Here is a 14,011-nt window from a genome sequence, read left to right on the forward strand (position 1 = left end):
AAGTTGAAAACATCATGGATACTTTTACACAATGTTAAGGACTTGACTCATATCAGTGAAGAAGTCACACATATATGAGCCAAACCCACGCATATCAGTGAAGAAGTCACGCATATATGAGCCAAACCCACGCATATCAGTGAAGAAGTCACGCATATATGAGCCAAACCCACGCATATCCGAGCGAAACCCACGCATATCAGTGAAGAAGTCACGCATATATGAGTCAAACCCACGCATATCAGTGTAAAAGTCACGCATATCCGAGCGAAACCCACGCATATCAGTGCAGAAGTCACGCATATCCGAGCCAAACCCACGCATATCAGTGTAAAAGTCACGCATATCAGTGTAAAAGTCACGCATATCAGTGTAAAAGTCACGCATATATGAGCCAAACCCACACATATCGGTGCAGAACCCACGCATATCCCCAGAAAGTCAACCCACCCCCATCCCCATAACCACCCCAGCACCACATTTTCGTCATAACCCCACATCTCCAACATAGACATGCATAGAAGAGGTTTATCACTTTAAGTGTGTTGACCTAATAAGTAAAGCGTTTTCACTCCACCTGAACGAAAGGGGATGCGTATGGAATCGTTGCATGTCTATCACAATAGTTACCTGATTATTTTAGTGTTTTTGGCTCTAGGTTTGCTGCTTCCAATCGTTGCGTTGACGGCTGGGCGTTTGTTGCGACCTCATAAGCCATCGAAGGCGAAGCAGACAACTTACGAGAGTGGAATTGATCCGTTTCAGGATGCGCGGGTTCAGTTTCATGTTCAATATTATATGTTTGCTTTGATGTTTGTCATTTTTGATGTGGAGACGGTTTTCTTGTATCCATGGGCTGTTGCTTTTGATTCGCTAGGGGCATTTGCTCTGATTGAAATGTTGATCTTCATTGTCATGTTGTTGATTGGGTTAATCTATGCTTGGAAAAAGAAGGTGCTACGATGGAGCTAAATTTGGAGAATATTTCACCTGAGGAAAGAGCTGAGTTAGAGCGGAATGTATTTATGGCTACACTCGAGCAGTTGAAGGGATGGGCTAGGAGTAATTCTCTGTGGCCGCTAACGTTTGGACTAGCCTGTTGTGCGATTGAAATGATGGGGGTAGGCTCATCTCATTACGATGTGGACCGATTTGGATCGTTTTTCCGAACGTCACCGCGACAGTCTGATGTCATGATTGTATCGGGCACGGTAACGAAAAAAATGGCGCCCGTTCTACGTCGTCTATACGATCAGATGCCAGAGCCGAAATGGGTTATCGCAATGGGATCGTGTGCGACAGCAGGAGGCCCATATGTTAATTCCTACTCCGTTGTGAAAGGTGTGGATCAGATCGTCCCAGTCGATGTCTATATCCCAGGATGCCCGCCAAACCCAGCTGCCCTTATATACGGTATTAACAAACTACAAGAAAAAATTCGCTACGAAGCTAAGACAGGAAAGCGGGTGATGACGAATGACCGACAATCATAATAATGACAAGTCTCTACCTGAACAGGAGGGTCTTGACCCAACCATCAACCAAGAAGAAGCACCTTCTGAAAATCAACCACATTCACAAGCCAAATCACCCGATTCCAACCAAAAATCAGACCAAAATAAAGAAATGGATCAAACGTTTGATCAAGAAACCAATAACGACCTAAAAGAGGGAAACGAGACTCAGCAACAAGCCCCATCACCAGAGAACCCACCAAACAATTCTGAACTACCTACACAAAACCAACCTACAGAATCCGATAAAGAAAAAGCCAAAAAGAAAGCTGCTGCCGCTGCCAAAGCCAAGGCTGCTGCAAAGGCAAAAGCTGCAGAAAAAGCTACATCCGCCAAAGCCGAAAAAACGGAAGAGGAAGAGGAGCTCCCATCCTACAATCAGCCGCTGCTAAACAAATATGTAGAGGTCATTAAAGAGCACCTTGGAGAGGACGTCATAGAAGAGGCATACATCAATCGCTTGTCTAAGCACGTCCCGACAATCGTAACGACACCAGAAGCCTATTACAGTGTAGCGCAGTTTTTAAAATACAACGAGCAGCTTGGTTTTGATTTTTTATCGGATTATCATGGGACAGATTTTGAAACGCATTATGAGCTTTATGCTCATCTCTATTCCTTACTCAATCATCAGTCCATCGCGCTAAAGGTTAAATTGGATCATGAGCATCCAAGCATTGAATCGTTAGCTCAGCTTTGGGAAGGAGCGAATTGGCCGGAGTGTGAGGCTTACGATTTGCTAGGGATTGAGTTCCGCAATCATCCGAGTTTGCATCGTATTTTTCTAGGTGAGGAGTGGAAGGGGTATCCCCTTCGGAAAGATTATCAACCTTACGACGAGGAGGTGTAGGACATGTTACGAACGGAAGAAATGCTATTAAATGTAGGCCCTCAGCACCCGAGTACCCATGGTGTATTTCGTCTTGTTGTCAAAATTGACGGAGAAATTATTAAAGAAGCGAAGCCAGTTATTGGCTATTTACATCGTGGCACGGAAAAGATAGCTGAAGATCTCCAATACACACAAATCATTCCGTACACCGATCGCATGGATTATTTGTCCGCAATGACGAATAATTATGTGATTTGCCATGCTGTTGAAACGATGATGGACCTTGAAATCCCGGAGCGAGCGGAATATTTACGTGTGCTCTCGATGGAGCTAGGGAGAGTCGCCAGCCATCTTGTCTGGTTCGGGACGTATCTATTAGATATTGGCGCTGTTAGCCCGTTTTTGTATGCTTTCAGAGAACGAGAAGCGATTATTAATCTACTAACCGAGCTGTCTGGTGCTAGATTAACGTTCAATTACATGCGCATCGGTGGGGTGAAATGGGATGCTCCTGAGGGTTGGCTTGATCGTGTTCGTGAATTTGTACCGTATATGAGAGAGCAGTTGCAAGGATACCATGATTTTGTAACAGGCAATGAAATTTTCCATCAACGAGTAAAAGGAGTGGGTACCTACACAAGGGACGACGCCATTAATTATTCATTGAGTGGGGCGAATTTACGTTGTACCGGTGTGGAGTGGGACCTGCGGAAGCATGAATCTTATTCCATTTATGACCGCTTTCAGTTTGATGTAATCACCAGGCAGGAAGGGGATGCCCTTTCCAGGTATCACTGTCGGATGGGTGAGATAGAGGAGTCGCTCAAGATTATCGAACAGGCTGTAGAGCAATGTCCGGAAGAGGGCAAGATTCTCGCAAAAGTTCCGAAAGTCGTAAAGCCACCAAAAGGGGAGGCTTATGTACGGATTGAGTCTCCTAGGGGTGAGATTGGTTGTTACATTGCAAGTCAAGGCAAAAAAGAACCATATCGCCTCAAGTTCCGCCGCCCGTCGTTTTACAATCTGCAAATCCTACCAAAGCTTCTCGAAGGCGAAAATATGGCGAACTTAATCACTATTTTAGGCGGTGTAGATATTGTACTCGGGGAGGTTGATGGGTAATGACATCCTTTCTACAAACACAACCGAGCGCGTCTCATCTTCTCACACAGCTTCTTATAGGAACGAGCATGCTGATGCTTGTACTCGGATTCGTCACATTTGCCATATTGGCAGAACGAAAAGTGATGGGCTATATGCAACTGCGACACGGTCCGAATCGTGTCGGAGGGCGCTTTGGTTTACTGCAAACCGTGGCCGATATTCTTAAGCTATTAACAAAAGAAGATACCCGCCCGAAGCTTGCGGATAAGCCATTATTCATCCTAGCTCCCGTTATTGCCTTCACACCAGCGTTTATGGTGCTAGCTGTCATACCCTTTACGGATGCGTTTCACTTCTCCGATATCGGCGTTGGACTGCTGTATTATATCGCTATATCGGGTGTGTCGACTATCGGTATTGTCACTGCTGGTTGGGCTTCCAATAACAAGTATGCGTTAATGGGCGGGATGCGTTCTGCGGCGCAGATGATTTCGTATGAAATACCACTCGTTATGTCCGTGATTGGTGTGGTTTTGCTAACGGGAAGCTTAAATTTGATCGAAATTGTAGAGGCACAACAAAACATTGCTTTTATATTGATTCAGCCGATTGGATTCATTGTGTTTGTGATTGCGGCCAATGCTGAATTGAACCGGACGCCATTTGACTTACCAGAAGCAGAATCGGAGCTAGTAGCTGGCTATCACGTTGAGTATTCAGGCTTCCGCTGGGCATTTTTTATGCTTTCAGAATATGTGTATCTATTTGCAATGGCAGCGTTAATTACGGTGCTATTTTTAGGAGGATGGAATGCGATACCGGGTCTTGGATTTATCCCTGATGCGTTTTGGTTCATCGGAAAATTCATGCTAATGGTGTTCTTTTTTATATGGGTTCGCGTGTCGTTACCACGTATTCGCGTCGATCAGCTAATGGAATTTGGCTGGAAGGTTCTTTTACCCGTCGCACTTGCGAATATTTTTATTACGGCAATAATCAAACAGCTCTTGTGATCGTTTAAAGAAATGATACGTTTGGCGCTTACGAGTCTAGCTCCAGCTACAGTGAAATGCATGATTAGGGCAGTTTGTAGGTCGCTAGCCGGGTTTTTGCGCTTTTCTATTATTCGGTAAAAAGGAGGCGGAACGGATGAAAGGAATAGGGAAAGGGCTTGCTTATACGTTGAAAAATATGTCCAAAAAGCAGATGACATACACGTATCCAGATGAGCCAATACCAATGCCTGACCGATTTCGTGGCATCCAAAAGTTTTATCCTGAGAAGTGTATTGTGTGTAATCAGTGTTCTAACATTTGCCCAACCGATTGTATTGATTTAACCGAAAAAAAACATCCTGATCCTTCAGTTAAGAGGAAAATCATTGATACGTTTGATATCAATTTTGAAATTTGCATCCTCTGCGATTTATGTACAGAGGTATGTCCAACCGAAGCGATCATCATGACGAACACTTTTGAGCTTGCAGAGTATTCGCGAGATGAGCTGTTTAAAAATCTCGAATGGTTGGATGAAAACGAGGATAACACTCGAGAGGAGAACAAGGCATGACTGGGGAAGTGATGATTTTTCTTGTCCTTGCTACCATCGCTATATTTGGTGCGTTGGTTATGTTGAATGCCAGTAAAGTCATTCATATGCTGTTAGCGCTTGTGTTGACCTTTTTAAGCATCGCAGGTTTATACGTCATGCTATCTGCTGAGTTCGTAGCCGTCGTGCAGGTGTTGATCTATTCAGGTGCGATTTCCATTATGATGATCTTCGGTATCATGCTGACAAAACACCATCACGATGCCAAAGAGCGAACGTATCGTTCTTCCCAGCGAGGGTGGCTCGTTGGGGTAGCTATGGTACTCTTTTTTGGCATCATGTATGTGTTGATTGAAGGAGTGAACTTTGGTGCGACTGCTCCAGACCTTCATGTAGAAAATACAAAACAAATTGGCCTTAGCCTTTATTCTCACTACGTTATTCCATTTGAACTCGTATCTATCGTTCTGTTGGTTGCCTTTATTGGCGCTATTCTTCTTGCCAAACGAGAGGAGGATACAGAATGACCGTTCATGCGTTTTTATTATTAGCTGCAGCATTATTTGCACTGGGATTATTCGGAGCGTTAACGAAGCGCAACACTGTTATTGTGCTAATCTGTATCGAGCTAATGTTGAATGCCGTTAATTTAAACTTGGTTGCCTTTAGTAAATTTGGCGTGAACCCTGCAATCACAGGGCAAATCTTTTCGTTATTTTCGATTACCGTGGCAGCAGCTGAAGCGGCTGTAGGATTAGCTATTCTGATTGCGTTGTATCGAAATAAGGCGACCGTTCAAGTAGAAGACATGAATGAAATGAAAGGTTGAGGCGTAGTGAACGAACAGTTGCATACAGAAGGGACTGTGTAGAATGACGCAAATCGCTTGGATTATTCCCTTTTTTCCATTGATGACGTTTTTGTTATGTTTTATCTTCCAAAAAAGGGAATGGCATCATCTTTGTAGCCGAGTAGGGATCATGACAACGGGCCTCGCGCTTATTGGATCGATTACCGTTCTAATTGGGCAAATGATTTTTGGAAATAGCGAAGCAGTCATAAGTTGGCTATCGATTGGCGATACCGTTTTTTCTATTGGGTATATCGTGAATCCGTTGAATGCGCTTATGCTCGTAATCGTTTCGCTTGTAAGTTTCTTAGTTCATATCTATTCGAAAGGATATATGGCTGGAGAGGAACGACTGGGCACGTTTTATGCTTATCTTGGCTTCTTTACCTTTGCAATGCTTGCGCTAGTTTTATCTCCAAATCTGTTGCAGCTCTATATGTTTTGGGAGCTGGTGGGATTAGGATCATTTTTACTGATTGGATTTTATTTTCATAAAGCAGAAGCCAGGGCAGCCGCTAAAAAAGCATTTCTCATGACCCGTGTCGGGGATGTTGGCTTGTTAATTGGGATGATTTTAGTATTTTGGCAGGTAGGGAGCCTCGAATTTAGCGCGATTTTCCAAGCTGTATCGGGGGGCGATATGGACAGTGGAATGGTGACCTTGGTTGCGTTACTCATCTTTATTGGAGCGGTTGGCAAATCAGGTCAGTTCCCGCTACATTCGTGGTTACCGGATGCAATGGAAGGGCCAACGCCAGTATCAGCGCTCATCCATGCTGCAACCATGGTCGCGGCTGGCGTGTATTTAGTAGCGACACTATTCCCATTATTCGAAGCAAGCGATACGGCCATGTTGGTGGTCGCTATAACGGGAGCATTTACCGCCATATTTGCGGCGTGTATCGCTATCGTGCAAACCGATATCAAGCGTGTGCTTGCCTACTCCACCGTTTCGCAGCTAGGCTATATGATGCTCGCACTTGGCTCCGCTGGGTATGTAGCAGGTGTCTTTCATTTAACGACACACGCCTTTTTTAAAGCCTTATTATTCCTTGCAGCAGGAAGCGTGATCCACGCTGCCCACACACAACTCATTGGAGAAATGGGAGGACTGTGGAAACGGATGAAGGGGACTGGGTGGCTGTTTTTAATCGGCACACTCGCCATTGCTGGTATGCCACTATTCTCAGGATTCTTCAGCAAAGAGGAAGTACTATTAGCAGTATGGAAAGAAGAACATTATGTCCTATTCACACTAGGATTGATTACAGCTTTTCTAACGGCATTTTACATGTTCCGATTATTCTTCCTAGTGTTCATGAGCAAAAAAATCATCCCATATAAGAGGCGGAAGAAAATCTTTGAATCACCTCGTGTTATGATCCTGCCGATGGTGGTGTTAGCTTTGTTAGCTGTTGGTGCAGGTTACATTCATACTGGATGGTTCGGTCCATTTTTAGGGGAATGGTTAGCTTCAGGGAATGAATATATCACACTTCACCCACATGAAGGAGCAGGATGGCTGATGGCTGTGACCACTCTTCTGACGTTTCTTGGCATTTGGATGGCGTATTTGATGTATCAAAAGGAAAAACTGGATCGCAACTATTTGTCCGAAGCGTTTCCTGGTGTGTATGAAGCGGTATTGAATGGCTTTTTTGTAGATGTGTTATATCAAAGAACCGTAGTATTCGCTACGAAATGTCTCGGTATAGTTGGTACTTGGGTGGAGAGGTACGTTATCCAAGGAATTCTACATTTCATAGAAGATATAACGATTTTAGTAACCAAGCTAGCTTCCAAACTACAAAACGGACAGGTCCAAACGTACGGAGCGATGGTTGGCGTCGGACTCGTTGTATTATTGCTGATTGGGCTTATGCAAGGGAGGTTCTTTTAAATGGGCTGGTTAACGTTACTCGTCTTTTCTCCAATCGTTGGAATTGTTTTGTTGTTACTCGTACCATCCACACAAGCTAAGCTGCAAAAAAGGATAGCCGTCATCTGCTCCATCCTACCTTTGATTATGTCCATAATCGTCTATCAGCAGTTTCACAGTGGAGCTGATTTATCGATACGTGTACCGTGGATTTCCTTTGGACAGTACCCATTTAGCTTTTTTGTTGAGTACGAATTAGGGGTCAGTGGTTTTTCATTAGTGTTGCTTTTATTAACGGCAGTATTAATGATCGTCTCCATGGTGACAGCTACCATGCAAATCAAAAAGGGATGGAAGCAATATGCGCTGCTTACTCTCTTACTTGAAATCGGAATACTCGGCGTGTTTGCGTCTCAAAATCTCATTTTATTCTTTATATTCTTTGAGCTTACACTAGTCCCGATGTTTTTACTGATTGGAAAATGGGGCGGCATGGAGAAGGAAAGAGCTGCATACAGTTACCTTCTCTACAACGGAATTGGTTCCGCCATATTACTTATCGTGATAATCGTATTGTTTGCTAATGTTGGCAGCACGAACTATGAGGCGATTGCCAATGCCTCCTTAAGCACGGAATTGAGCATGGGACTGCTGATTTCCTTACTCATTGCCTTTGGCGTAAAGCTACCGATTGTCCCGTTACACACATGGATGGTACGCGTTCATGTGCAAGCACCGCCTGCTTTAGTCATGATCCATGCTGGCGTGTTGCTGAAAATTGGAGCGTACGGATTGATGCAGTTTGGAATTGGCTTTTTCCCAGCATCCTTTCAAGACATAGCACCAGTTGTCGCTATTTTGGGGTTGGTTAATCTTCTTTACGGGGCATGTATCGCCTTCGTACAAAAAGAACTACGTAGCCTGTTCGCCTATTCGAGTATCTCGCATATGGGAATCGTGTTACTTGGAATTGCGGCTATGAATGAAGCAGGATTACAAGGAGCAATGTTTCAAACCATTTCGCACGGACTGATTGCAGCGCTGGTCTTTTTCCTTATAGGGGTAGTAAAGGAAAAAACAGAAACTACCTATATTACACGCCTAGGGGGACTATCAAGAACCATGCCTCTCACTGCTGGTGTTCTATTAGCGGTTGGGTTAGCTTCCCTTGGACTACCTGGTATGAGTGGTTTTGTAAGTGAATTCATGACCTTCCTCGGAATATTTGAATCCATGCCTGTTATCGCGGCCATTGGTACAATCGGGATTATCCTAACAGCCGCGTATATCTTAAGAGCGGTCATGGACATCACGTTTGGAAAAGAAGTGCTAGCTCAACAAGGGATAGCAGATTTGCAGGGGAAAGAGTGGATTCCCGTCAGTATTATGCTTGGATTGATTCTCCTCATTGGTGTGTTTCCTACCTCTTTGACCCATTCAATCCAAACTAGTGTAGAAGCAATCGTGCTTAGGATAGGAGGGTAACGAGATGGACATGGAAACGTTACTGGCATATGACTGGGGGATAATGGCACCGGAATTTACAATCGTGATCATTGCGACGTTGTTATCGCTCTTGGATCTTTTTTTACCTCATTCGTTTCATCGGAAGTGGCTAAGTGTTTTTGCGGGTGTTGGAATTTTAGTAGCATTCGTGTTCACTTTAAGCCAGCTTGGTCAAGAAGCGGACATGATTTTGTATGATACGTATCGTTTGGATTTATTCGCAACAAGCTTTAAGCTGCTTCTCCTTATTGGAGCTGGATTGGTGCTAGGCCTATCTGCCTCTTATCATCGAAAGCGGGAGCAAGGGGAGTTCTACTATTTACTCTTAACGGCACTACTTGGAGCGATGATGATGGCTTCCAGTGCTGACTTAATTACGCTTTTTGTAGGACTGGAACTATTATCGATATCATCGTACATTTTAGCTGGTATTGATAAGCAATCTTTAAAATCAAATGAAAGTGCCATGAAATACGTGATTAATGGGGGCATGGCGACGGCTATCACATTGTTTGGCTTTAGCTACTTATATGGGCTAACAGGAAGCACGCAATTGACGACGATATCCGAAATCCTGCCTTCGTTAATCCGAACCCCCGCGCAAGGGTTGTTGATTATGGCTTTTATCATGACGTTTGTAGGTCTTGCCTTCAAAATCTCTACCGTCCCATTTCATATGTGGACTCCAGATGTATATGAAGGTGCACCAATTCCTGTTACAGCGTTCTTGAGCGTTGTATCGAAAGCAGCCGGATTCATTATTCTTTTGAGGGTGTTCTTAACCCTTTTTGGCACATTAGAGGGATTGAGGCTTAATGAAACGTTTATGCAGTCTATGGCCCTTTGGATAGGTGTCTTAGCTGCTCTTACAATGATCCTTGGTAATATCCTTGCGTTACGACAACACAATATGAAGCGTCTATTTGCCTACTCAAGTGTCGCACATGCAGGCTACTTACTCGTCCCAGTTGTGGCCCTATCAACGTTGACGCTTGAAAATATATGGTTCTACCTGCTCGTCTACATGTTTATGACAGTAGGTGGGTTAGCTATTATATATGTTCTTTACGAGAAACACGGAACACTAGACCTCGAGATGTTCTCAGGCTTATATAAACGCTCCCCAGCTTTAGCCATACTGATGACCATTTTCATCCTATCATTAGCAGGGATACCAGGCACAGCTGGATTTATCGGTAAGCTGAATATCATATTGGGAGCTCTCAGTACAGATCCAGCTCCAATCGTGCTAGTCAGTATCATGATTGCAGCCACTGTATTATCGTACGTGTTCTACTTTGGCATTCTGGTACAGATATATTTCCGAAGCAATCCATTCCAAGTTACCATCAAGGTCCCGATAGTGATGAAAACCACCCTTTGGATATGCGCCATTGCCATCATAGGCCTAGGCATATTACCAAACCTCGCTCTCGACTTTTACCATCACTACGTCGATCTAATCAACGTAACAGAAATGCTCTGGATGCGTGGATAAGGATGAGTTTTGTGCTCATCCTTTTTTATTTACTGGGAAATGGGACGAAGGGACAGGTCCCTCGTCCCAATAGAACCAACCCACGTCGTGTGGGCCGCAGAGAAATATCGAAATCGTTCGAACTACTTAACTGCACAGGTTTAGTGTCGATATAAAAAAGGTATTGGGTAACAACACACCGAGTAACGTTGACATTTGCGGTTCAGCATGGCAAGGTTTTACTAGTGAACTTTGTCGATATTTCCCCGGCAATAATTAGCGAAATCGGCATATTTTCAAAAGGAATAACATGAATGTGTCGAAGCCGTATGTCACTCTTGTAGAAAGGTGTGGAGGAAGTCATGGATGCAGTGGGATATCAATCGTTAACAAATATGATTTCTCATATTGTTTTCATTATGATTACATGGCGTTTACTACAATCCATTAATCTCGATGGTCTTATTAAAAAAGGAAAGGTTTTTGAAGCACGCCTTTTATTAATTTTTCTTACCATTACAATTGGGACGGCTGTGAGTAATTTCTTTTTAGATTACCTTCAATGGTCAAAAAATCTACAGTTCCTATTGTAACCTATAGAAGAAAAGGGCTACGCTAGGTTTCGTATCCCAAAAGGTAGCATGACTCTCATGGTGTTGTGTATGAATTGTCGAATAACCGCTAGATTTTTGGGGTATGTTTCTACCCTCTCCCGCTCATAATGGGAATATGATTTTTTCCAAGGGGAGAGTGAAGATTCATGAAACATTTTGCTATTATATTCATTATTATCTTATTGCTTCAACCTCATTTATTTCTAGCAGCACAAGCCAAACGCACTTCACCAGTACAACCACTGAACGATATCACAGATTTTATACAAGATCATAACCTAGAAGTGGGGACATGGGAAGTTACGATGAAAAAGGACATTCACCAAGATGAAATCTCCTACTACAAAGAAATGCTTCAAACACAATATCCTCACATGACCATCAATGAAACGGAAGACGAAAAGAGGAAAAAATTCGTTTTCACGTACCATCAAAAAAATTCTCAATTTGTCGAAAGGTTTATTATGATTGTTTCGAAAGAAATGCAATCATACGCTCAAATCCTTTACGTCGCAACAGGTGACGAATGGGATGAGGCTACAAAATCAAACTTTATGCCTAGACTAAATCAGCTAAAATCCGCTATTTTTCAAGAAAATACCACAATATTCACTTGTGTGAAAACGGAATACAATGGTATTATTGATGGTGTTTTATTGCTTGAAAAATTTAGTACCAGATTACAAATCGAAGAATTGCAAATACTAAACGAAGAAGATTTTATATCAGTCACAGGATTAACAAAACAATGGAGCCAGGCGATTCCATATGGAGATCAGGGTTCAATGAATGTTCAATTTGCATTACGCGAAGGAATGGGCGCAAAGACAACCCTCACATTTGGAACGCCAGTCATTACGAATGAATATTAATATAGAGAAAATGGACGCGGAGGGGAATGACCTTGGAAAAAATCATCGTCCGCGGTGGCGGCCAGCTCAATGGTACCGTTAAGGTAGAAGGTGCTAAAAATGCTGTTCTGCCTGTCATCGCAGCAAGCCTAATTGCTAGTGAAGGAAAAAGTATCCTTAAAGAAGTACCCGCTCTCGCTGATGTAACTACAATTAGTGAAGTAATGCGATATATGAATGCAGATGTAGGTATCGATCAAAATACTGTAACGATTGATGCATCTAGAGAGCTGACAACAGAAGCACCATTTGAATATGTTCGTAAAATGAGAGCATCGTTCCTTGTATTAGGACCACTTTTAGCTCGTTACGGACACGCAAAGGTTGCACTTCCAGGTGGATGTGCAATTGGTTCAAGACCGATTGACCAGCACCTTAAGGGCTTTGAAGCAATGGGTGCAAAAGTAAATGTAGGAAATGGATTTATCGAAGCGTACGCAGAAGGACGTCTTCAAGGCGCCCGTATTTATTTTGACGTACCAAGTGTTGGAGCAACCGAAAACGTTATGATGGCCGCTGCTCTTGCCGAAGGAAAAACAGTACTAGAAAACTGTGCAAAAGAGCCAGAAATCGTTGACCTTGCAAACTACTTGAACAAAATGGGCGCAAAAGTTATTGGTGCAGGTACCGAAACAATCCGTATTCACGGAGTAGAAAAACTAGTCGGAGCCGAGCACACAATCATTCCAGACCGAATTGAGGCTGGAACTTTCATGGTGGCCGCAGCTATCTCACAAGGAAATGTGTTAGTAAAGAACGCTGAGCTTGAACATGTTCGTTCACTTGTTGCCAAAATGGAAGAAATGGGTGTCATCATTCAAGAAGAAGAAGATGGCCTTCGCGTTATCGGCCCAGAAAAATTAAAAGCCGTTGACATTAAGACGATGCCACACCCTGGTTTCCCAACAGATATGCAATCACAAATGATGGCCTTGATGCTAAGAGCACATGGTACTAGTGTGATTACCGAAACAGTATTCGAAAATCGCTTCATGCACGTAGAAGAATTCCGTCGCATGAATGCACACCTAAAAATTGAAGGCCGTTCCGTCATTGTAGAAGGACCATCCGACCTACAAGGAGCAGAAGTTGCCGCAACAGATCTACGCGCAGGTGCTGCACTCATTCTAGCTGGCCTAGTTGCAGATGGCTACACTCGCGTGACAGAACTGAAACACCTTGATCGCGGATATGTAGATTTCGCCGAAAAACTAAAAGGCCTTGGCGCTGATGTAGAACGTATCAACGAACCAGCAATGGAAGACATTGAACCTACAACGGACGTGAAATCATCACTATCATCATAAACAAGATGAACAATACGACTTCTCTGAAGAGGAGTCGTATTTTTTTATGGGGTTTTTGAGGAGAGGTTGAGCTTGGGAGGGAGCATAATGGAGATAAGGGAGCAAAAGCTGAGATGGGAGCGAATAAATGGAAAAAGCAGAGCATAAACAAAAGGGAGGCGAACAAATCGTATCATCTCACATTATATAAAGATGGAAGTTCAAACTGTACATAAACCAGCTGATACTGAACCTAAAATAGCGGATTACTAGATTGAAGTGACGGATAAGAGAGGAAAAGCAGCGGATACCGGTACAAAAGCGACGGATAAGAGATGAAAAGCAGCGGATACCGGTACAAAAGCGACGGATAAGAGAGGAAAAGCAGCGGATACTGGTACAAAAGCGACGGATAAGAGAGGAAAAGCAGCGGATACCAGAACAAAAGTGACGGATAAGAGAGGAAAGGCAGCGGATACCGGTTAAAAAG

The 14,011-nt window shown here is 43.4% G+C and carries 15 protein-coding genes; 14 read left to right on the top strand and 1 reads right to left on the bottom strand.

Annotated features, from left to right (window positions below; translation table 11 throughout):
• Window positions 1-24: 24 nt before the first annotated feature.
• Window positions 25-429, bottom strand: coding sequence for a hypothetical protein (locus N782_RS14895; protein WP_237582673.1), 405 nt, complete (start codon window positions 427-429; stop codon window positions 25-27).
• 168 nt (window positions 430-597) lie between these two features.
• On the opposite strand from N782_RS14895, the gene N782_RS14900 reads away from it, so the two are divergent.
• The 14 genes from N782_RS14900 to murA all read left to right on the top strand — a co-directional run bounded on the left by N782_RS14900 (window position 598) and on the right by murA (window position 13,542).
• On the top strand, window positions 598-972 hold the full coding sequence (locus tag N782_RS14900; protein ID WP_036821817.1) for an NADH-quinone oxidoreductase subunit A: 375 nt from the start codon (window positions 598-600) through the stop codon (window positions 970-972).
• A complete protein-coding gene (locus N782_RS14905) occupies window positions 963-1,493 on the top strand; it encodes a NuoB/complex I 20 kDa subunit family protein (protein WP_036821820.1) in 531 nt (176 codons plus the stop codon). Before N782_RS14900 ends, N782_RS14905 begins: the two co-directional genes overlap by 10 nt.
• Entirely contained in the window at window positions 1,477-2,364 is an 888-nt protein-coding gene (locus tag N782_RS14910; protein WP_052111369.1) for an NADH-quinone oxidoreductase subunit C, read from the top strand. The genes N782_RS14905 and N782_RS14910 overlap by 17 nt, the downstream gene beginning before the upstream one ends.
• A 3-nt stretch (window positions 2,365-2,367) precedes the next feature.
• Complete coding sequence (locus N782_RS14915; RefSeq protein WP_036821823.1) at window positions 2,368-3,468, top strand: NADH-quinone oxidoreductase subunit D; 1,101 nt, start codon at window positions 2,368-2,370, stop codon at window positions 3,466-3,468.
• On the top strand, window positions 3,468-4,463 hold the full coding sequence (gene nuoH, locus N782_RS14920) for an NADH-quinone oxidoreductase subunit NuoH (protein ID WP_036821826.1): 996 nt from the start codon (window positions 3,468-3,470) through the stop codon (window positions 4,461-4,463). Before N782_RS14915 ends, nuoH begins: the two co-directional genes overlap by 1 nt.
• 136 nt (window positions 4,464-4,599) lie before the next feature.
• The gene (gene nuoI / locus N782_RS14925; protein WP_036821828.1) at window positions 4,600-5,019 is read left to right on the top strand and encodes an NADH-quinone oxidoreductase subunit NuoI; all 420 of its coding nucleotides are present in this window, start codon (window positions 4,600-4,602) and stop codon (window positions 5,017-5,019) included.
• Window positions 5,016-5,525 carry an NADH-quinone oxidoreductase subunit J gene (locus tag N782_RS14930; protein WP_036821830.1) on the top strand — a complete coding sequence of 170 codons (510 nt, stop codon included), beginning with the start codon at window positions 5,016-5,018 and terminating at the stop codon, window positions 5,523-5,525. The genes nuoI and N782_RS14930 overlap by 4 nt, the downstream gene beginning before the upstream one ends.
• Entirely contained in the window at window positions 5,522-5,827 is a 306-nt protein-coding gene (gene nuoK, locus N782_RS14935) for an NADH-quinone oxidoreductase subunit NuoK (RefSeq protein ID WP_036821833.1), read from the top strand. The genes N782_RS14930 and nuoK overlap by 4 nt, the downstream gene beginning before the upstream one ends.
• 43 nt (window positions 5,828-5,870) lie before the next feature.
• Window positions 5,871-7,748 (top strand): NADH-quinone oxidoreductase subunit L, encoded by a 1,878-nt coding sequence (gene nuoL, locus N782_RS14940; RefSeq protein ID WP_036821836.1) that lies wholly within the window; start codon window positions 5,871-5,873, stop codon window positions 7,746-7,748.
• The gene (locus tag N782_RS14945) at window positions 7,749-9,212 is read left to right on the top strand and encodes a complex I subunit 4 family protein (protein ID WP_036821839.1); all 1,464 of its coding nucleotides are present in this window, start codon (window positions 7,749-7,751) and stop codon (window positions 9,210-9,212) included.
• Window positions 9,213-9,216: 4 nt separating this feature from the next.
• On the top strand, window positions 9,217-10,731 hold the full coding sequence (gene nuoN / locus N782_RS14950; RefSeq protein ID WP_036821842.1) for an NADH-quinone oxidoreductase subunit NuoN: 1,515 nt from the start codon (window positions 9,217-9,219) through the stop codon (window positions 10,729-10,731).
• A 341-nt stretch (window positions 10,732-11,072) separates the two neighbouring features.
• A complete protein-coding gene (locus tag N782_RS14955; protein WP_036821845.1) occupies window positions 11,073-11,303 on the top strand; it encodes a DUF1146 family protein in 231 nt (76 codons plus the stop codon).
• Between the two features lie 167 nt (window positions 11,304-11,470).
• Window positions 11,471-12,196, top strand: a complete 726-nt coding sequence (locus N782_RS14960) for a YwmB family TATA-box binding protein (RefSeq protein WP_036821847.1) — start codon at window positions 11,471-11,473, stop codon at window positions 12,194-12,196.
• A gap of 32 nt (window positions 12,197-12,228) precedes the next feature.
• Window positions 12,229-13,542 carry a UDP-N-acetylglucosamine 1-carboxyvinyltransferase gene (gene murA / locus N782_RS14965; protein WP_036821849.1) on the top strand — a complete coding sequence of 438 codons (1,314 nt, stop codon included), beginning with the start codon at window positions 12,229-12,231 and terminating at the stop codon, window positions 13,540-13,542.
• The last annotated feature ends 469 nt before the right edge of the window (window positions 13,543-14,011 follow it).

Source organism: Pontibacillus yanchengensis Y32, from assembly GCF_000770635.1.
Classification (GTDB): Bacteria; Bacillota; Bacilli; order Bacillales; family BH030062; genus Pontibacillus; species Pontibacillus yanchengensis.